At 61.8% G+C, this 18369-nt stretch carries 18 protein-coding genes; 6 read left to right on the forward strand and 12 right to left on the reverse strand.

Annotated features, from left to right (window positions below; translation table 11 throughout):
- Window positions 1-33 precede the first annotated feature (33 nt).
- Window positions 34-1734 (forward strand): glutamine--tRNA ligase/YqeY domain fusion protein, encoded by a 1701-nt coding sequence (locus HX821_RS29540; RefSeq protein WP_008432425.1) that lies wholly within the window; start codon window positions 34-36, stop codon window positions 1732-1734.
- A gap of 20 nt (window positions 1735-1754) precedes the next feature.
- Window positions 1755-3143: a cysteine--tRNA ligase gene (gene cysS, locus HX821_RS29545; RefSeq protein ID WP_008432427.1), complete on the forward strand. Its 1389-nt coding sequence runs from the start codon at window positions 1755-1757 to the stop codon at window positions 3141-3143.
- 256 nt (window positions 3144-3399) lie between these two features.
- On the opposite strand, the gene HX821_RS29550 is transcribed toward cysS, so the two are convergent.
- Window positions 3400-3951 carry a dihydrofolate reductase family protein gene (locus HX821_RS29550; RefSeq protein WP_177037193.1) on the reverse strand — a complete coding sequence of 184 codons (552 nt, stop codon included), beginning with the start codon at window positions 3949-3951 and terminating at the stop codon, window positions 3400-3402.
- Between the two features lie 160 nt (window positions 3952-4111).
- On the opposite strand from HX821_RS29550, the gene lepB reads away from it, so the two are divergent.
- The gene (gene lepB / locus HX821_RS29555; protein ID WP_177037194.1) at window positions 4112-4780 is read left to right on the forward strand and encodes a signal peptidase I; all 669 of its coding nucleotides are present in this window, start codon (window positions 4112-4114) and stop codon (window positions 4778-4780) included.
- An 8-nt stretch (window positions 4781-4788) separates the two neighbouring features.
- Here lepB and HX821_RS29560 read toward each other — a convergent pair whose 3' ends face one another.
- The 10 genes from HX821_RS29560 to HX821_RS29605 form a co-directional block, all read right to left on the reverse strand.
- Window positions 4789-5376, reverse strand: a complete 588-nt coding sequence (locus tag HX821_RS29560; RefSeq protein WP_177037195.1) for a TetR/AcrR family transcriptional regulator — start codon at window positions 5374-5376, stop codon at window positions 4789-4791.
- Window positions 5377-5407: 31 nt separating this feature from the next.
- The gene (locus tag HX821_RS29565; RefSeq protein WP_003211759.1) at window positions 5408-6160 is read right to left on the reverse strand and encodes a 3-oxoacyl-ACP reductase family protein; all 753 of its coding nucleotides are present in this window, start codon (window positions 6158-6160) and stop codon (window positions 5408-5410) included.
- A 134-nt stretch (window positions 6161-6294) separates the two neighbouring features.
- Complete coding sequence (locus HX821_RS29570) at window positions 6295-7224, reverse strand: sel1 repeat family protein (RefSeq protein WP_177037196.1); 930 nt, start codon at window positions 7222-7224, stop codon at window positions 6295-6297.
- Between the two features lie 115 nt (window positions 7225-7339).
- A complete protein-coding gene (locus tag HX821_RS29575) occupies window positions 7340-8275 on the reverse strand; it encodes an alpha/beta hydrolase (RefSeq protein ID WP_003211755.1) in 936 nt (311 codons plus the stop codon).
- 106 nt (window positions 8276-8381) lie between these two features.
- Window positions 8382-8750 carry a Na+/H+ antiporter subunit G gene (locus tag HX821_RS29580; protein ID WP_003211753.1) on the reverse strand — a complete coding sequence of 123 codons (369 nt, stop codon included), beginning with the start codon at window positions 8748-8750 and terminating at the stop codon, window positions 8382-8384.
- Window positions 8747-9025: a K+/H+ antiporter subunit F gene (locus tag HX821_RS29585; RefSeq protein WP_003211751.1), complete on the reverse strand. Its 279-nt coding sequence runs from the start codon at window positions 9023-9025 to the stop codon at window positions 8747-8749. The genes HX821_RS29580 and HX821_RS29585 overlap by 4 nt, the downstream gene beginning before the upstream one ends.
- Entirely contained in the window at window positions 9022-9510 is a 489-nt protein-coding gene (locus HX821_RS29590) for a Na+/H+ antiporter subunit E (RefSeq protein WP_003211750.1), read from the reverse strand. The genes HX821_RS29585 and HX821_RS29590 overlap by 4 nt, the downstream gene beginning before the upstream one ends.
- The gene (locus HX821_RS29595; RefSeq protein WP_003211748.1) at window positions 9507-11189 is read right to left on the reverse strand and encodes a monovalent cation/H+ antiporter subunit D; all 1683 of its coding nucleotides are present in this window, start codon (window positions 11187-11189) and stop codon (window positions 9507-9509) included. Before HX821_RS29595 ends, HX821_RS29590 begins: the two co-directional genes overlap by 4 nt.
- Window positions 11186-11530, reverse strand: a complete 345-nt coding sequence (locus tag HX821_RS29600; protein ID WP_003192163.1) for a Na+/H+ antiporter subunit C — start codon at window positions 11528-11530, stop codon at window positions 11186-11188. The genes HX821_RS29595 and HX821_RS29600 overlap by 4 nt, the downstream gene beginning before the upstream one ends.
- On the reverse strand, window positions 11530-14451 hold the full coding sequence (locus tag HX821_RS29605) for a monovalent cation/H+ antiporter subunit A (RefSeq protein ID WP_003211746.1): 2922 nt from the start codon (window positions 14449-14451) through the stop codon (window positions 11530-11532). Before HX821_RS29605 ends, HX821_RS29600 begins: the two co-directional genes overlap by 1 nt.
- A 186-nt stretch (window positions 14452-14637) precedes the next feature.
- Between HX821_RS29605 and HX821_RS29610 the strand changes: the two genes are divergently transcribed.
- Window positions 14638-16215 carry an ABC-F family ATP-binding cassette domain-containing protein gene (locus tag HX821_RS29610; RefSeq protein WP_177037197.1) on the forward strand — a complete coding sequence of 526 codons (1578 nt, stop codon included), beginning with the start codon at window positions 14638-14640 and terminating at the stop codon, window positions 16213-16215.
- Between the two features lie 6 nt (window positions 16216-16221).
- Here HX821_RS29610 and HX821_RS29615 read toward each other — a convergent pair whose 3' ends face one another.
- On the reverse strand, window positions 16222-17142 hold the full coding sequence (locus HX821_RS29615) for a DMT family transporter (protein WP_177037198.1): 921 nt from the start codon (window positions 17140-17142) through the stop codon (window positions 16222-16224).
- Between the two features lie 92 nt (window positions 17143-17234).
- On the opposite strand from HX821_RS29615, the gene HX821_RS29620 reads away from it, so the two are divergent.
- Window positions 17235-17798, forward strand: coding sequence for a helix-turn-helix domain-containing protein (locus HX821_RS29620; RefSeq protein WP_003211741.1), 564 nt, complete (start codon window positions 17235-17237; stop codon window positions 17796-17798).
- A gap of 152 nt (window positions 17799-17950) precedes the next feature.
- Window positions 17951-18316 carry a hypothetical protein gene (locus HX821_RS29625; RefSeq protein WP_134326982.1) on the forward strand — a complete coding sequence of 122 codons (366 nt, stop codon included), beginning with the start codon at window positions 17951-17953 and terminating at the stop codon, window positions 18314-18316.
- Window positions 18317-18369: the final 53 nt, after the last annotated feature.

An 18369-nucleotide genomic window follows, 5' to 3' on the forward strand; every position in this document is an offset into this window, starting at 1 on the left:
CCCGGCCAAGTACTTCGTCTGTTCAAGGATCCTATGAGCAAGCCCACTGTCGACCCTACCTCGAATTCCAAGGCCGGACCTGCCGTCCCGGTCAATTTCCTGCGCCCGATCATCCAGGCGGACCTGGATTCGGGCAAGCACACGCAGATCGTCACCCGCTTCCCGCCTGAGCCCAACGGTTACCTGCACATCGGCCACGCCAAGTCGATCTGTGTGAACTTCGGCCTGGCCCAGGAGTTCGGTGGCGTCACGCACCTGCGTTTCGACGACACCAACCCGGCCAAGGAAGACCAGGAATACATCGACGCCATCGAGAGCGACATCAAGTGGCTGGGCTTCGAATGGTCCGGTGAAGTGCGCTATGCCTCCAAGTATTTCGACCAGTTGTTCGACTGGGCCGTCGAGTTGATCAAGGCCGGCAAGGCCTACGTAGACGACCTGACCCCGGAGCAAGCCAAGGAATACCGTGGCACCCTGACCGAGCCGGGCAAGAACAGCCCGTTCCGCGACCGTTCGGTTGAAGAGAACCTGGACTGGTTCAACCGCATGCGCGCCGGCGAGTTCCCGGACGGCGCCCGCGTACTGCGTGCCAAGATCGACATGGCCTCGCCGAACATGAACCTGCGCGACCCGATCATGTACCGCATCCGCCACGCCCATCACCACCAGACCGGTGACAAGTGGTGCATCTACCCGAACTACGACTTCACCCACGGTCAGTCGGACGCCATCGAAGGCATCACCCACTCCATCTGCACCCTGGAGTTCGAAAGCCACCGTCCGCTGTACGAATGGTTCCTCGACAGCCTGCCGGTACCGGCGCACCCGCGTCAGTACGAGTTCAGCCGCCTGAACCTGAACTACACCATCACCAGCAAGCGCAAGCTCAAGCAACTGGTCGATGAAAAGCACGTGTTTGGCTGGGACGACCCGCGCATGTCGACGCTGTCGGGCTTCCGCCGCCGTGGCTACACCCCGGCATCGATCCGCAATTTCTGCGAGATGGTCGGCACCAACCGCTCCGACGGCGTGGTCGACTACGGCATGCTCGAATTCAGCATCCGTCAGGACCTCGACGCGAACGCCCCGCGCGCCATGTGCGTGCTGCGTCCGTTGAAGGTGGTGATCACCAACTACCCGGAAGGCCAGGTCGAAAACCTCGAACTGCCACGTCATCCGCAGAAAGAAGAACTCGGCGTGCGCAAGCTGCCGTTCGCCCGTGAAATCTACATCGACCGCGATGACTTCATGGAAGAGCCGCCAAAAGGCTACAAGCGCCTGGAGCCGAACGGCGAAGTGCGCCTGCGCGGCAGCTACGTGATCCGTGCCGACGAAGCGATCAAGGACGCCGATGGCAACATCGTCGAACTGCGTTGCTCCTACGACCCGGACACCCTGGGCAAGAACCCGGAAGGCCGCAAGGTCAAAGGTGTGGTGCACTGGGTGCCGGCGGCGGCCAGCGTCGAGTGCGAAGTGCGCCTGTACGATCGCCTGTTCCGCTCGCCGAATCCCGAGAAGGCCGAAGACAGCGCCAGTTTCCTGGACAACATCAACCCTGACTCGCTGCAAGTTCTCACGGGTTGTCGTGCCGAGCCATCGCTTGGCGACGCACAGCCGGAAGACCGTTTCCAGTTCGAGCGCGAAGGTTACTTCTGCGCGGATATCAAGGACTCGAAACCCGGTGCTCCGGTATTCAACCGTACCGTGACCTTGCGTGATTCGTGGGGCCAGTGATTCTGTTTTAAGGAACTGTCGTGCTAACGATCTACAACACACTCAGCAAGACCAAAGAAGTCTTCAAGCCGCTGGATGGCAACAAGGTGCGCATGTACGTGTGCGGCATGACCGTGTACGACTACTGCCACATCGGCCACGGCCGCAGCATGGTTGCCTTCGACCTGGTGACCCGCTGGTTGCGTTTCAGCGGTTATGACCTGACGTATGTGCGCAACATCACCGACATCGACGACAAGATCATCAATCGCGCCAACGAAAACGGCGAGTCGTTCGACGCGCTGACCGAGCGCATGATTGCTGCGATGCACGAGGACGAGGCACGCCTCAACATCCTCAAGCCGGACATGGAACCGCGCGCCACGGACCATATCCCGGGCATGCACGCGATGATCCAGACCCTGATCGACAAGGGTTACGCCTACGCCCCGGGCAATGGCGACGTGTACTACCGCGTCGCCAAGTTCATGGGCTACGGCAAGCTGTCGCGCAAGAAAATCGAAGACCTGCGCATCGGTGCGCGGATCGAAGTCGACGAAGCCAAGCAAGACCCGCTGGACTTCGTGCTGTGGAAAGGCACCAAGCCCGGCGAGCCGAGCTGGGAGTCGCCATGGGGCGCCGGGCGCCCGGGCTGGCACATCGAATGCTCGGTGATGTCCACCTGCTGCCTGGGGGAGACCTTCGACATTCATGGCGGCGGCAGCGACCTTGAGTTCCCGCACCACGAAAACGAAATCGCCCAGAGCGAAGCGGCCACCGGCAAGACCTACGCCAACGCGTGGATGCACTGCGGCATGATTCGCATCAATGGCGAGAAGATGTCCAAGTCCTTGAACAACTTCTTCACCATTCGCGACGTGCTGGAAAAGTACCACCCGGAAGTGGTGCGCTACCTGTTGGTGTCGAGCCATTACCGCAGCGCGATCAACTACTCGGAAGACAACCTCAAGGACGCCAAGGGCGCCCTGGAGCGTTTCTACCACGCGTTGAAAGGCCTGCCCTCCGTGGCGCCTGCGGGCGGCGAAGCGTTTGTTGCGCGGTTCACCGAAGTGATGAACGACGACTTCGGTACGCCTGAGGCCTGCGCGGTGCTGTTTGAAATGGTGCGTGAGATCAACCGCCTGCGCGAGAGCGATCTCGACGCAGCGGCGGGGCTTGCCGCACGTTTGAAAGAGCTGGCGAGCGTGCTGGGCGTATTGCAGATGGAAGCCGATGACTTCCTGCAGGCGGGCGCTGAAGGGCGTGTGGATGCCGCTGAAGTTGATGCGCTGATCCAGGCACGTTTGACTGCCCGGGCCAACAAGGACTGGGCGGAGTCTGACCGTATCCGTGACCAACTGACCGCGATGGGTGTGGTGTTGGAAGACGGGAAGGGCGGTACGACGTGGCGGTTGGCTGATCAGGCTTGATCGGTGATTGCTGAATAAAAAACGCCCCGACTGGTTCGGGGCGTTTTTTTTGGCCTGTCTATCCGTTATTCGGGTATTGGCGGCTATGGCGACCGCGCTTGCAGCGGACCACGGGCCGGACGCCTGTGCGGGGACATAGTTGACACATTCAAGGACAGATCAGGCCGGTTCAGGATCAAGCGCATAGCTGCTTAATGTGGGAGCTGGCTTGCCTGCGATACAGACACCTCGATTTAACCCAATTACTCAATGAGCATCAGCGCTTGCCACCGACCTCATACCGGCTTTGAACAAACCCATTATCCGACGCATACGTGCCGATATGCCGAAGCTCATGCTCGCCACCCAACTGGCTGAACAAGGGGATCCCCTGGCCCAGCACAACCGGAATACGCGTGATGATCATCTCGTCGATCAAACCCGCCTCAAGAAACGCCTGAATCGTCTGGCCTCCGTCGATATACAGGTGTTTCATCCCGCGCTCGGCCAACGCTGCCACGAGGCTGGTGACATCCTGGCTCACCACCTCAACCTTGCCCTTCAAAGCTGCAGGTAGCTCAACCGATTGGTGAGAGAGTGCTATGACCGGCGTGCCCTCATAGGGCCACTCCGGAAAGGACAACACTTTTTCCAGGGTCTTGCGGCCCATCACCAGCGCATCCACGGTGGTGATGAAGTGTTCATAGGTCACGCCGTTCAATTCGGCGCCTTCGTACTCAGGGCGATGAAGCCACTCGATATCACCGTCTGGCCGGGCAATAAAGCCGTCGACGCTGGCTGCGATAAAGACCGAACATTTGCTATCCATGGGGCGTGAAACTCCTTTTCTGTGTGCTTGAAAATACCGACTGTCATGGGTCGGCGACGCTAATGTTAATTTAATCTTGCGATGCAATAAGCGAGCATTGCCAAAAATTACCATGGGTACACGGCGCAGACCGGTGTCCCTTTTCGTATTGCGAGGATCTATGCGCCGTTGGTTAATCCGCTACCGTTACGCGATCATTTTCTGGCTGTGCTTCGGGGTTTTCCGCACCTCCCTGGCTGACTGGAATCCCATCCCGTCCGGTTCCATGCGCCCGACGTTGCTTGAGGGCGATGTGGTGCTGGTCAATCGCGTTGCGTACGACCTCAAATTGCCCCTCACTGATATTTCCCTGGCGAGACTGGATAACCCTCAGCGCGGAGATGTCGTCACGTTCTCCTCGCCCAAGGACGGCACGCGCTTGATCAAACGCATTGTCGGTATCCCCGGCGATACCCTGGAAATGCGCGACGAGGTGTTGTGGGTCAACGGTACGCCGGCCACCTACAGTAATGGGCAGGACATCAGCGAGCCTATCGCGCCTGGCCAAACAGTTCCGGGTATCAAGGTGACGGAGCGTGCGAACAGCAGCCAGCGCACGGTGCAGTTCATGCCGACAGTACGGGCGCTGCGCAATTTCGGCCCGGTGGTGGTGCCTGCCGACAGTTACTTCATGCTGGGCGACAATCGCGATAACAGCGATGACTCCCGCTATATCGGGTTCGTGCCGCGTCGGCTGTTGATCGGGCATGCGCACCATATCCTGGCGTCAGCGCAGATCCTGGACCACTGGATGCCACGATTGGGTCGATTTGGCGCGCCGATCCTGTAGTGGGCTGATCACGCGTTTGCGCTGAGCGCCCGCAGTGCAAAACCCGCAATGCGCTCCAGCTGCTCAGTGGTGGCGCCGCCCTTGCTGGCGACTTTCATGCCGCTGAGGGTGGTCATCAGAAAATCACACGCGCCCGAGCGATCGGTGCCGACGGTCAATTCGCCTTGTTCCTGCGCACGCTCCAGCGTCTGTTCGAATGCATTGCGCAAGCGTTCGGCGCTGTGGGCGGTGAGTTGATTGATCTCATCATCTTCCAGGCCGAACTCGCAGATGGCATTGACGCCCATGCAACCCGCCGTTCCTTCCCGCAGGGCGCGGGTGGCGAAGGATTGCAGGGTGTCGTGCAGTGCCTGCAGCGGGGTCGGGCCCTGGTTCAGGCGCTCGATCAAGTCATCGACGCCGGTGCGCTGATACTCGGCCATCGCCAGCAGGTACAACTGACGTTTGTCGCCAAAGGTGTTGTACATGCTCTGGCGGCTCAGTCCCATGGCCTGCATCAGTTCTTCAGTCGAGGCCGCGGCAAAACCCTTGTCGCAGAAAACCCGGATGGCCTCGCGCAGCACCTGGTCGCGGTCGAATGCTCTGGGTCTTGCCATGGTTACCTCGGAGGAAATTGCAGGTGAAGGCTCAGGCCAGGTAGCCGCCATCGATGGTCATGCTTGCGCCGGTGACAAATGCCGCTTCTTCGGACGCGAGATAAGCAACCATGCCGGCAACATCGTCGGCGGTGCCCACGCGGCCCAAGGGGATCAGGCTTTTGATCATGTCCGCATGGGGCCCGTCTGCCGGGTTCATGTCGGTGCTGGTCGGGCCCGGCTGCACGTTGTTGACGGTGATGCCGCGCGGCGCGAAATCAATCGCCAGGCCGCGGATCATACCGGCGATCGCCGACTTCGTCATGCTATAGACGCTGGAGCCCGGGAAGCCCGAACGTTGGGCGACCACGCTGCCGACGGTGATTATTCGGTCACCCGTGTGCATCACCGCCGAGCTGGCCTTGGCCGCCGCAAACGTGGCCCGCACATTGACCGCAAACATTCGGTCGAAGTCTTCCAGGCTGAAGGTGTCGACGGTGCCCATCAGCAGGATCCCGGCGTTGTTGACCAGGATATTCAAGGCGCCGAAATGCTCGACAGTGGCCGCGACCGCCCGTTCTATTGCCGCCACATCGGCGCTGTCGGCCTGAATCGCCAAGGCTTTTCCGCCCTTGCTTTCGATCAGGCCAACCAGCGCTTGCGCCTTGTCGGCAGAGGAGGAATAGGTAAACGCGACCGCTGCACCTTCAGCTGCAAGCCGGCGGACAATCGCTTCGCCGATACCGCGGGAACCGCCGGTGACCAGGGCGACTTTGTGGTTGAAGCGAGGGGTGTGAGCTGTCATGGGGGAGGCCTGAAGTTTAGTGGATTAAATAATCCACTAAACCGTACCAGTCTGGAAATACTTAGCCAAGCTGTTTTTGGATTAATTAATCTTTAACTGCCGGATGTGCTCTCGAATCCGTCATCAGACGCCGGTCATTTCAGGTCGCTGTAGGTCAACCTGAACTCCGACAGCGCCGGGTGCTCGGTTTTCCACTGGCGGCCATACGCCTTGGCTGTTTCCATTTCTTCGGCAGTCAGCGCGCTGGCCAGTTGTTGCAGGTAGCCTGCGGCATCGGCGTGCCGTGGGTTTTGCCGGGTACTGTCCATGACCAGCCAGTAGAGCCCATAGGCGTGGATTTTGTTCTCGGGGTAGTGATAGCGGTTGGTGCCACTTTCATCGATATCGAACCCGCCGAGCGCACCGGCATAGGTCATGACGCCATCAAGGTCATTCAGCGCCAGCCGTTTTTCCAGGTGTATGCGCTGGTAGGAGAGGTTGCGGTAGTAGGTCTGCATGTTGGCCAGCCACTTCATCGCTGGCGGGAAGCCCTTGAAGGCCGCATACCTGAGCATGGAGTCGCGGTTGTCACTGGCCTCCGGGTTTTTGTCGTACAACAGCGCCGCAATGTAATAGGCCTCGGCGCAGCCGGCATCACCTGCCTTTCTCAGCCACGAGCGATCTTTGGTCAGTTCATACAGCTGCAGCATCGCTGCGCCGTCGCCAGCATCGGCACCTGCCTGGGCGAGGGTCTTCGCCTTGGCCAGGTTGGTTTCGCCACCCAGGCGCATCAGGGCGTACACATGATCCTGGGCAGCGGCCAGGCGGTACCACGCCTGGGCCTCGGGGTCGACACTGCCGACCCGGCGCCGGATGGCTTCGCCCAGGGCGTATTGGGACGGCGCATCGCCGGCCGAGGCGGAGATGGTCAGGTGGATTTCGCACTCTTCGAATTCACCGAGTTGATACAACTCGAGACCCCGCTGCTTGGCTGCCTGTTGCTGGCTCGTCAAATGTGAAATCAGCGCGTTCAGCGCGTTGAGCAAATCAAACAGCGTGGTCAGTGCATCGGAATGGGTATACATGATCATTACCTGTATCGGGATACGTTGTCCGATAAAGGTAGGTGGGGCGGTGGGGTCCCAGGTGACAGATAGTTATCGGCAGGAGCGCTGCCTTTCCCGCGCTCTGGGCAACCCCTCAAGCGCTACGGCTGCCACGTATTGCCTGGTCCAGAAACAACGCCGCATTCGCCACGGCCTGCATGCCTTCGGGCAAGATTGCCGCAAACAAATGCCAGACATGAAACATCCCAGGCCAAACCTCCAGCGACACGCGTACCCGGTTTTCCCCCAGGTGGGTGGCCAGGCGCATGGCGTCGCTGAGCATGACTTCGTTTTCGCCGATCTGCACCAGAATGGGCGGCAATCCCCGGACGTCCGCGAACACCGGCGATGCATCGGGATCATTCGGCAGCGCGCCGTTGAGAAACGCTTTTGCAAGCAGCGTCAGCCCCAGGCGGGAGGCTTGCGGGTCGAGGCCGTCACGGTTGTCGATGGAGGCGCCGGTGTGTTCCAGGTTGGCCCACGGCGACAAGGCGGCGCCCCCGGCGGGCAGTGGCAGGCCTGCGTTGCGGGCCTTGACCATCACCGACACCACCATTGCGCCGCCGGCCGAATCGCCCGAGAACACTATGGACCTGGGGTCATTGCCCTGGTCGAGCAGCCAGCGATAAGCCTGCAACGTGTCATCAATAGGTACGGGGAACGGATGCTCGGGCGCCAGGCGGTAGTCGGGCAGGTAGACTTTTGCACCCAGCAGTTTTGCGAAGTGGCCGGCAAGGCCCAGGTAGCCCCGCGGGCTGCCGCCGACATAACCACCGCCGTGGATGTAAAGCAGCACCCGGTCACCCTCAAACCCATCAGGCACGACCATCATGCCCGGTACGCCACCCATATCGACGTCACAAAAGCTGACACCGGCGGGAATCGGATGGGAACAAAGCACCTGCTCATAAGCCTTGCGCTGCTCATTGAGGGTGAGGGTGGTTTCCTGGCCCGTGAGAAATGGGCCGAAGTCAGCGGCGCAGGCAACCCACGCGTCGAGATGGGCCTGGACAAGGGGAGTGAATGCCATGGGGGAGAACCTCATAAAGTGATCCCGATACCGGGATTAGCGATTGAGGTTCTATTTTATGGATTCTATTGGAGAACGAATTTCACCACTGCGGCGCCTGCCGGGATCAGCTGCCGCTGTCAGTGCGACGGCTACTGACTTCAGCCGGCACATCATCCCCAGCCATGCGCTTGCGGAACAGCGCAGTGCGTGCCAGCAATAACGTGGTCACCGGCACCGTGATCGATAGCAGAATCGGGATCAACCAGCCGTGCAACACCGGCCCGGACTTGAGCACCGAAAAGTAGATGATCGAGGCCAGCGCCACACACCAGGCGCCCAAGGTCGAGGCCAACGCCGGCGGGTGCATGCGCTGGAAGAAGTCTTTCATCCGCAACAACCCAATCGCCCCAATCAGCGCAAACAGGCTGCTCAGCACCAACAATACCGCGACGATCACTTCAACCCACAGCGGCAACACATCGACATTGATCATTCGATCACCTCCCCACGCAGCAGGAATTTCGCCAGGGCAAACGACCCCACAAAGCCAAACAGCGCAATCAACAGCGCCGCTTCAAAATACGTGTCACTGGCATACCGAATACCCAGCACCAGCATCATCAGCATGGCCAGGATGTACAGGTAATCCAGCGCCAGGACCCGGTCCTGGGCCGACGGGCCTTTGAACAGGCGCACCAGGGTCAGCACCATGGCCAGGGAGAACAGGAACAGGCTGAACAGGATCGCATTGGAGAGCAGGGCGCTCATTCGAAGATCTCCATCAGGGGCCGTTCGTAGGCGTGTTTGAAGTGCTCGATAAACTGCGCTTCGTCATCCAGGTCGAACACGTGGATCAGCAGGACGCTGCGGTCCAGGGCCAGTTCCGACCATACGGTGCCCGGCGTCACGCTGGTGATCATCGCCAGCACGGCCAGGCCGTTGGCATCCCGCAGGTCCAGGGGGATCTTGATAAAGCGCGAACGCGGTGGGCGCGAGCCGCAGGTCAGGATGCCCCAGGCCACGGCGAGGTTGGAGATGATCACGTCACGTCCCACCAGGAAGAACAAACGGATGATCACCCCCGGGCGGCGGATGCGGATCGGCAGCGGGCGCAACGGCGCCATCATCAGCGGTGCGGCAAAGCCGAGGATTGCCCCCAGCAGCAGGTTGCCGGGGCTGACGGACAGGTTCAGCACCAGCCACAACAACCACAATGCCAATGACAGCCACGGGGCAGGGAACAGGCGCTTCATGGCTGCACCTCCAGGGCGGCGGCCTTGGCTTCAGGGCTCGGCACCGGACGCGTCGCCATGACCGCCATCACATAGTGTTCCGGGTTGTTCAGGCTCTCGGCGGCCGCCTGGGTATAGCGCATCAGCGGCTCGGCCTTGAACGTCAGGGCGATGCTCAGGCCCAGCAGGAAGAAAATCGGCACGCATTCGAAGCGGCGCAGCAGCGGCGATGGACGTTCTTCCGGGGTCCAGAAACGCTGGATGCCGAGGCGGGCGAAGGCGATCAGCGAAGCCAGGCCGGAGAAGATCAGCAGTGCCACCAGGCCCCAGGCGGCCGGACGCACCGGTTCGTCGATGGCATTGCCCAGGCCCATCGGGTTGATCAAGGCGCTGAGCAGGCTGAGCTTGCCGATAAACCCGGACAGCGGCGGCATGCCGATGATCAGCAGGGCGCAGGCGATAAAACTCAGGCCGAGGAACGCCACCGTCCAGGGAATCACCTGGCCGACTACGGCTTTCTGTTCGTCGTCGAGGTTGGTGCCGGGCGGCGGATGCAGGGATTCCATGGCCTTGGGCAGGGCTTCGATTTCGTCGTCCAGGGGCATGTCGTTGGCCGAGCGCGAACGCTCGATCAATTCGGCCAGCAGGAACAGCGCACTCAGCGCCAGGGTGGAGCTGACCAGATAAAACAGCGCCCCGGCGGTTAGGCTTGGCTGGGCAAAACCCACCGCCGACAGCAGGATCCCGGCGGACACCAGAATGCTCAGGCTGGCCATGCGTTCCAGGCGTTGCGCGGCAATCATCGCCAGCGCCGCGCAGACGATGGTCGCCATGCCGCCGTAGATCAGCCAGTCGCCACCGAACAGCGCCGAGGCGCCCGCCTGGCCGGAGAACAGCAGGTTCCACAGACGCAGCACGGTGTACACGCCGACCTTGGTCATGATCGCAAACATCGCCGCCACTGGCGCACTGGCCGAGGAGTAGGCAGGCGCCAGCCAGAAGTTCAGCGGCCACATTCCGGCCTTGGCCAGGAAGGCGACGGCGAGGATGCCCGCACCGGCATGCAGCAGGCCGCGATCGGCTTCCGGCACCAGGGGGATTTTCAGTGCCAGGTCGGCAAAGTTCAGGGTACCGGTGACGCCATAGATCAGCGCCGCGCCAATCAGGAACAAGGTCGAGGCCAGCAGGTTGATCGAGATGTAATGCAGCCCCGCCGACACCCGCGCCCGGCCGGAACCGTGGAGCATCAGGCCGTAGGACGCCGCCAGCAGCACTTCGAAAAACACGAACAGGTTGAACAGGTCGGCGGTCAGGAAGGCGCCATACAGGCCCATCAGCTGAATCTGGAACAGCGCATGGAAACTGGTGCCGGCGCGGTCCCAACGGGCCATGGCGAACAGCAGGGCGCTGACGCCAATGATCCCGGTGAGCACCAGCATCATCGCCGAGAGTTGGTCCACCACCAGCACGATGCCGAACGGCACCTGCCAGTTGCCCGGCAGGTACACACCGATGGAGCCGGGGCCGCCTTTCTGGGTCCAGTACAGCAACAGCACGGCGATGCCCAGGCCCACCATGCTGGAGAACAGGTTGATCCGCGCCTTGAGCGGGCGGTGCTTCTCGCCGAGCATCAGCATCAGCGCGGCGGTCAGCAATGGCAGCAGGATCGGCGCGATGATCAGTTGATTCATCCAGGTCATTCCTTGGGCTCCCGGCCGTCCACATGGTCAGTGCCGGTCAGGCCCCGGGATGCCAGCAGCACCACCAGGAACAGTGCGGTCATGGCGAAGCTGATCACGATTGCCGTCAGCACCAGGGCCTGGGGCAGCGGATCGGTGTAGTTGAGCAAGTCTTGCGGCACGCCATCCTTGATGATCGGCTCCTTGCCGATAAACAGGCTGCCCATGCTGAAGATGAACAGGTTGACCCCGTAGGAGAGCAGGCACAGGCCCATCACCACCTGGAACGTCCGTGGCCGCAGGATCAGCCAGACGCCGGAGGCCGCCAGGACCCCAATGGCAATTGCGATGACTTCTTCCATCAGGCGGCTCCTCCTGGGCTGGCAACGGCTTTCGCCTGGTTGCTGGGTTTATGGGCGCGCACCGATTGGTGGCCGAGGGCGGTGAGCATCAGCAAGGTCGAGCCGACCACCATGGCGTACACACCGACGTCGAAGAACAGCGCGCTCGCGACGTGGATGTCCCCCAGCACCGGCAGGCTGAAGTGCCATGTGTGCGTGGTGAGGAACGGGTAGCCGGCGAGCAGTGCGCCCAGCCCGGTCAACGTTGCCGACAGCAAGCCAAAGCCCATCCAGCGCATCGGCCGCAGGCTCATCTGCGCCTCGACCCACTGGGTACCGGCGACCATGTATTGCAGGATGAACGCGACGGACATCACCAGACCGGCGACAAACCCGCCGCCCGGTTGGTTGTGCCCACGCATGAACAGGTAGAACGAGACAACCAGGGCAATCGGCAGCAGCAGGCGCACCAGCACCGCCGGCACCATCATGAAGCCCAGGGCGGTGTCGCTGGCCTGGCGCGGGTTGATCAGGTCGGTGGCCACGTCGGGTGCCAGTTGGCGCTGTTGCGCGGGCAGTTCCATGCTTTCCTTCGACGGGCGGAAGCGGCGCAGCAGGGCGTAGACGGTCAGCGCCACGGCGCCGAGCACGGTGATTTCTCCCAGGGTGTCGAAGCCCCGGAAGTCCACCAGCATCACGTTCACCACATTGCTGCCACCGCCTTCTGGCAGGGCACGGCTGAGGTAGAAGGAGGAGATGTCGTTGGGCGTCTGGCGGGTCAGCATCGCGTAGGAGAGCAGCGCCATGCCGCCACCGACCACGGTGGACAGGAGGAAGTCCCGCAGGCGGCGGATGCGTGCCTTGCGCAGCGAGCTGGGCAGTGGGGAAACTTCTTCGATCCGCCGTGGCAGCCAGCGCAGGCCCAGCAGGATCAGCACGGTGGTGACCACTTCCACCACCAGTTGCGTCAGCGCCAGGTCTGGCGCCGAGAACCAGACGAAGGTCACGCAGGTCACCATCCCGCACACGCTGACCATGGTCAGGGCTGCCAGCCGGTGGTACTTGGCTTGCCAGGCGGCGCCCAGGGCGCAGGCGATTGCCAGCAGCCACAGGGTGACGAACACGATGGAGCCCGGGATCTTCGGCCGGTCGCCCCAACTGATGCCGCTGTAGAGCATCGGGATCAACCCGGCGATCACCGCCGCCAGCACCAGCAGGAACAGCTGGGTTTGCAGGCGCTTGGTGCTGATGCGTTTTTCGATCTTGCGCACCCCGCGCATCATCACCACCAGGCAGCGCTCGAAGCCGCGCTTGCCGTTGAAGTAGCTGATGATCGGCGGGTATTTGAAGCGGCCCAACTTGAGTTGCTTGCGCAGCAGCAGATAGAGCACCACGCCGCCGGACATGGCCACCAGGCTCATGATCATCGGCGCGTTCCAGCCGTGCCAGATGGCGAGGCTGTATTCCGGCAGTTCGCCGCCGACCACCGGCAGGGCCGCTGCGGCGAGGATCGAACCGACCACCTGGGCCGGGAAAATCCCCACCAGCAGGCAGGTAAACACCAGCAACTCCACCGGCGCACGCATCCAGCGTGGTGGCTCGTGCGGGGTGTGGGGCAGGTTGGTGGCCTTGGGGCCGAAGAACACATCCACGGTAAAGCGCAGGGCATAGGCCACGCTGAAGGTACCGGCGATGGTGGCGATGACCGGCAGGGCGATTTCCACCCAGGCGGTGGCGGAGATGAACACGGTCTCGGCGAAGAACATTTCCTTGGACAGGAAGCCGTTGAGCAGCGGCACGCCGGCCATGGACGCACTGGCGACCATCGCCAGGGTGGCGGTAAACGGAATCAGCTTGAACAGGCCGCTGAGCTTGCGGATGTCACGGGTGCCGCTTTCGTGGTCGATGATCCCCGCCGCCATGAACAGCGACGCCTTGAAAGTGGCGTGGTTAAGGATATGGAATACGGCGGCGACAGCGGCCAGCGGGCTGTTGAGGCCCAGCAGCAAGGTGATCAGCCCGAGGTGGCTGATGGTGGAGTAGGCCAGCAGGCCCTTGAGATCGTTCTGGAACATGGCGCAATAAGCGCCGAGCAGCAGGGTAATGGCACCGGCACCGCCGACAATCCAGAACCACTCTTCGCTGCCGGACAGCGACGGCCACAGGCGGGCCAGCAGGAACACGCCGGCCTTCACCATCGTTGCCGAGTGCAGGTAGGCCGACACCGGCGTCGGTGCAGCCATGGCGTGGGGCAGCCAGAAGTGGAAGGGGAATTGCGCGCTTTTGCTCAGGGCGCCGATCAGCACCAGGGCGAGCATGATCGGGTACAACGAATGGGCACGGATCTGATCACCGGCAGCCAGGACCTGGTCCAGGTCGTAGCTGCCGACGATATGCCCGAGCAGCATCACCCCCGCCAGCAGGCACAAGCCGCCCGCGCCGGTGACCATCAGCGCCATATAGGCGCCACGCCGGGCATCGGCGCGGTGGTGCCAGTAGCCGATCAGCAGGAACGAGAACAGGCTGGTGAGCTCCCAGAAAAACACGATCTGGATCAGGTTGCCGGAGATCACCAGGCCGAGCATCGCACCCATGAAGGCCAGGAAAAACGCGAAGAAGCGCGGCACCGGGTCTTCCGGCGACATGTAATACCGGGCGTACAGCGACACCAGGGTCCCGATGCCCAGCACCAGCATCGAGAACAACCAGGCAAAACCGTCCATGCGCAATACGAAGTTCAGCCCGAGGCTGGGCAACCACATGAATTCTTCACGTATCACGCCACCATGGGCGATCTGGGGGTACAGCAGGGCGACTTGAACCGTCCCGACCAGGGCCACAAGGCCGGCCAGCAGGGACTCTGTGTTGCGTGCGTTGTGCGGCAGCAAGGCCGCCAGACAGCTGCCGATAAAAGGCAGAAGCAGTAGAACTATCAGGGACATAGGCTTCTAATCTGCGGGAGTTTGGGATGCATCATACGTGCCGGAATCTTGATCACCAAACGGCAAGATGTGGCAGGATCCTACAAGGTAGGCTGAAAAAGGCTGTTTGGCATTGTTTCAATGCCTGTATCCAGGGCAGGTATGCTGTTCAGAGGTTTTTTTCAGCCTGTTGCATAAGGACGTGTGATGACCCAGCGATTGCTCCACCTTGACCATGTCGCCTGCAGCCTGCCGGATGGACGCAGCCTGTTCGACAATCTGAACCATGCCTTCAGCGCCCGGGCGACCGGCCTCGTGGGGGCCAACGGGACTGGCAAGTCCTTGCTGGGCGCAATGCTCGCGGGCACCCTGCAGCCCACCCGCGGGCAGGTGCGCCGTGAGGGCAGTGTGTACGCGGTGACGCAACTGCTGGAGCCCGAACACTATCCCAGCGTGGCGGCGCTGGCGGGTGTCGACCAAGTGCTGGCGGCGTTGGCGCGCATCGCCGAGGGTAGCGTGGACGAACACGACCATGCACTGGCCGTTGATCAATGGGATTGCGCGCCTCGACTGGCGGCGGCCCTGGAGCAAATCGGCCTGGGGCACTTGACTGCCGACTCGCCAACCGCGGCCCTCAGTGGCGGCGAACGCCAGCGCGTCGCTTTGCTGGGCGCCTGGTTGTCGAGGGCAGACTGGTTGATCCTCGATGAGCCCAGCAACCACCTGGACATTGATCAGCAGCACAAGCTTGCCCAGCAGATTGATCGGTGGCCCGGCGGCCTGGTGCTGATCAGCCATGATCGCGGGTTGCTGGAGCACATGGACGAGATTGTCGAACTGTCGCCCAAGGGCTTGGCGGTGTACGGCGGTAATTACAGCCACTATGCGGCGACACGGGAGCAGGAGCAGCAGGCGTTCCAGTCGGCGTTGCAGGGGGAGCGCGCGCACGCCAAACGTGAACAACGTGAAGCGGTCATCCAAATGGAGCGTCAGCAACGCCGCAATGCCCGGGGCGACCGCCAGGCCCGGGATGGCAACCAGACCAAACTGATCACCAACGCCCAGAAAGAGCGCAGTGAAAACAGCCAGGGCAAGTTGCGCCTCAACCAGCAGCTGGCGCGTGAGCAGCAACAGCAACGGATCGCCGAGGCGCGTGCGCGGTGTGCGCCCGAGATCCAGCGCATGATGCTGTCGCCGGAAAGCGTGGTGCCCCAGGGCAAGCTGGTGCTGCAGTTGAACGACGTGGTGTTGCCGTTTGGCAGCCGCGCACCGATCAATCTCACCCTGACCGGCCCGATGCGCATGGCGATCCTGGGAGCCAATGGCAGTGGCAAGTCGACCCTGCTGCGGGTGATTGCCGGCCAGTTGCCGGTGGCTGCCGGTGAGTTGGCGCGCAGTTGCCATATCGGCTGGCTGGACCAACACGCCGGGCTGGAGCACCCCGAGCGCACGGCGGTGCAATGGCTTTACGAAAGTAATCCGCTACTGGCGCAAAGCGAAGCGCGTACCCGGCTGGCGCAAATGGGCATCGATGCCGACCGGGCGGTCCTCGATACGCGCCAACTGAGCGGCGGCGAGCGTCTGAAAATTGCCCTGGCCGCACAGCTCTACGCCGAGCATCCGCCGCAATTGTTGTTGCTGGACGAACCCGACAACCATCTGGACTTGCCCAGCCGGATTGCCCTGGAGCAAATGCTCAATCAGTACCAGGGCGCGCTGATCGTGGTGTCCCATGACGAGGCGTTCCTGCAGGCCATCAACCTGGACGGTGAGTTGCGCCTCTGAGGCCGCTTAACCCTGGTTTTCATGTTCCAGTTCGGCCTGGGGCTCGGCGAGCCGCTGCCGGCGGGTTTTCATCTCACTGACAATCACCGCCGCCACGATCAACGCCGCGCCCACCATGGCAATCGGCGGGAAGCGCTCCCCGGCAATCCGCCCGACTACGCCGGCCCACACCGGCTCCCCGGCATAAATCAGCGTGGCGCGAGTCGGCGAGACGCTTTTCTGCGCCCAGTTCATCGCCACCTGAATCACCGCGCTGGTCAGCCCCAGGCCCACCGCGCTGAACAGCAGCAACCAGGAAAACCCCGGCAGTGCCTCGCCCATCGGCACCACCATCAGGAACGACAGCACCGACGCCGTGGCCAGTTGCACCACCGTTACCCGGCGTACATCCACCTGCCCGGCAAAGGCGCTGATCAGGATGATCTCGGCGGCAATTGCTACCGCACCGATCAACGTGGCGATTTCACCGGGGCTGAAATTCAATGATGCCCCGGCCGGGCCGGTCAGCAGCATCAGCCCGGTAAACGCGAGCATGATGCCGATGCTCGGCATCAACCCCGGCCGCCGTCCCAGTACCAGCCATTGCAGCAGCGGCACGAATGGCACATACAGCGCAGTAATAAATGCCGACTGGCTGCTCAGGATCGTCTGCAAGCCAATGGTCTGCAAACCGTAGCCGAACATGATCGCCACACCGATAAAGCAGCCGGCCTTCAATTCAAACAGCGTCAGGTTCCGCAGGCTGCGGAATGAGAACGCCCCGACGATGAACGCCGCCGCAGCAAAACGCAGGCCGACGAAAAACATCGGGCCGCTGACCGCCATGGCGTGCTGCACCAGCAAAAAGGTGCCGCCCCAAAACATGGTGATCACCACCAATACACATTCGGCTTTGCTGAAACGGGAAAACAACGGGGAGGTGGTCATGGCGGCTCGGTCTTGCACAGGAAGGGCGCGGACCGCACAATGCGCCGCAAGCTGGGCAGTATACTGCGCAACCCCACCCTGTGAGCAATATAGTGCACAAAGAAAATCCGCAACGGGCCTCGGTCCTGCAACACGTCAGCCAGAACGTTCGGCGCCTGCGCCATGCGGCTGAGTTGAGCCAGACGGCGCTGTCCGAAAAATCCGGCGTCAGCCGGCGCATGCTGGTGGCAATCGAGGCGGGGGAGAAAAACGTCAGCCTGTCGACCCTCGACCGGGTGGCCGAAGCCCTGGACGTGGCCTTCAGCGACTTGATCCAGGCCCCGGATGCCGCTGATCACAGCCGTATCAACGAACTGGCCTGGGCCGGTGACATCCCCGGCAGCAAAGCCGTGCTGCTGGCCAAGGCCACCGCGCGTCGCGAGGTGGAACTATGGGAGATGCGCCTGGAGCCCGGCGATCGCTACATGCCTGAACCGGACCCCGAGGGTTGGAGCGTGCAGTTGTTTGTGTTCGAAGGCACCCTGACGCTGGTGCTGGGGGATGAGGAAAAAAACGTCGCCACCGGTGAGTTCCTGATGTTCGCCAGCCGCTACCTTCACGCCTATCGCAATGACGGCGACGTGGCGGTGCGGTTTGTGCGCAACGTGGTGATTTAAGACTCTTGGCTTTGAGTGTTGTCAACTGTCAGATTTCACAGCTTACATCAGCGTTGGATTGAATCTAGTGTGGGAGTTACTGCTCAGAGAACTGGCTCAATCGGAGCGCGGGCGGAAGGGGCAGTTGGCTTCACTAAATGGAGAGCACACTGATGACAGCGCAAGACTCAAAGCACATCAAGAGTAGTGACTTGCTTCCCCGTCCACGCATTAATCCCTCTCACGGGAACCATGTGAATTATCCCGAGATGCAGGGTGGGCAAGCCTCGATCATTATTCCCGCGTACCCGGGCCTGGCCATTGGGCAAACAATCAGGTGGACGGTCAGGGGGAACGGCTTGCTGTTTGGTCACATCGAGGTAAAGTCGCTGGAGCACCAATACAAAGATGTTGTGAACGGTATTGTCTTCCGCCGTGAGGTGGTGGAGGCAAAATATGGCGTGCGTCAAGATGGACATGACGAGCGCCTTTCTGACCATAGTTTTTATATCGTGGACGACCGTCCTGCCGATGCCTGAGTGGTAGTGAGTTGGCTTTCAATACCGAAGTCAGTGTCGCCGGTATTGAAAGC

Source organism: Pseudomonas sp. B6001, assembly GCF_013386015.1.
GTDB lineage: Bacteria > Pseudomonadota > Gammaproteobacteria > Pseudomonadales > Pseudomonadaceae > Aquipseudomonas.

What these genes read in the sequence shown, in the direction of transcription:
- HX821_RS29540 (WP_008432425.1), top strand. Translation starts at nt 34, where the DNA reads ATGAGCAAGCCCACTGTCGACCCTACCTCGAATTCCAAGGCCGGACCT.
- HX821_RS29550 (WP_177037193.1), bottom strand. Translation starts at nt 3,951, where the DNA reads ATGGATAGCAAATGTTCGGTCTTTATCGCAGCCAGCGTCGACGGCTTT.
- lepB (WP_177037194.1), top strand. Translation starts at nt 4,112, where the DNA reads ATGCGCCGTTGGTTAATCCGCTACCGTTACGCGATCATTTTCTGGCTG.
- HX821_RS29560 (WP_177037195.1), bottom strand. Translation starts at nt 5,376, where the DNA reads ATGGCAAGACCCAGAGCATTCGACCGCGACCAGGTGCTGCGCGAGGCC.
- HX821_RS29565 (WP_003211759.1), bottom strand. Translation starts at nt 6,160, where the DNA reads ATGACAGCTCACACCCCTCGCTTCAACCACAAAGTCGCCCTGGTCACC.
- HX821_RS29570 (WP_177037196.1), bottom strand. Translation starts at nt 7,224, where the DNA reads ATGTATACCCATTCCGATGCACTGACCACGCTGTTTGATTTGCTCAAC.
- HX821_RS29575 (WP_003211755.1), bottom strand. Translation starts at nt 8,275, where the DNA reads ATGGCATTCACTCCCCTTGTCCAGGCCCATCTCGACGCGTGGGTTGCC.
- HX821_RS29580 (WP_003211753.1), bottom strand. Translation starts at nt 8,750, where the DNA reads ATGATCAATGTCGATGTGTTGCCGCTGTGGGTTGAAGTGATCGTCGCG.
- HX821_RS29585 (WP_003211751.1), bottom strand. Translation starts at nt 9,025, where the DNA reads ATGAGCGCCCTGCTCTCCAATGCGATCCTGTTCAGCCTGTTCCTGTTC.
- HX821_RS29590 (WP_003211750.1), bottom strand. Translation starts at nt 9,510, where the DNA reads ATGAAGCGCCTGTTCCCTGCCCCGTGGCTGTCATTGGCATTGTGGTTG.
- HX821_RS29595 (WP_003211748.1), bottom strand. Translation starts at nt 11,189, where the DNA reads ATGACCTGGATGAATCAACTGATCATCGCGCCGATCCTGCTGCCATTG.
- HX821_RS29600 (WP_003192163.1), bottom strand. Translation starts at nt 11,530, where the DNA reads ATGGAAGAAGTCATCGCAATTGCCATTGGGGTCCTGGCGGCCTCCGGC.
- HX821_RS29605 (WP_003211746.1), bottom strand. Translation starts at nt 14,451, where the DNA reads ATGTCCCTGATAGTTCTACTGCTTCTGCCTTTTATCGGCAGCTGTCTG.
- HX821_RS29610 (WP_177037197.1), top strand. Translation starts at nt 14,638, where the DNA reads ATGACCCAGCGATTGCTCCACCTTGACCATGTCGCCTGCAGCCTGCCG.
- HX821_RS29615 (WP_177037198.1), bottom strand. Translation starts at nt 17,142, where the DNA reads ATGACCACCTCCCCGTTGTTTTCCCGTTTCAGCAAAGCCGAATGTGTA.
- HX821_RS29625 (WP_134326982.1), top strand. Translation starts at nt 17,951, where the DNA reads ATGACAGCGCAAGACTCAAAGCACATCAAGAGTAGTGACTTGCTTCCC.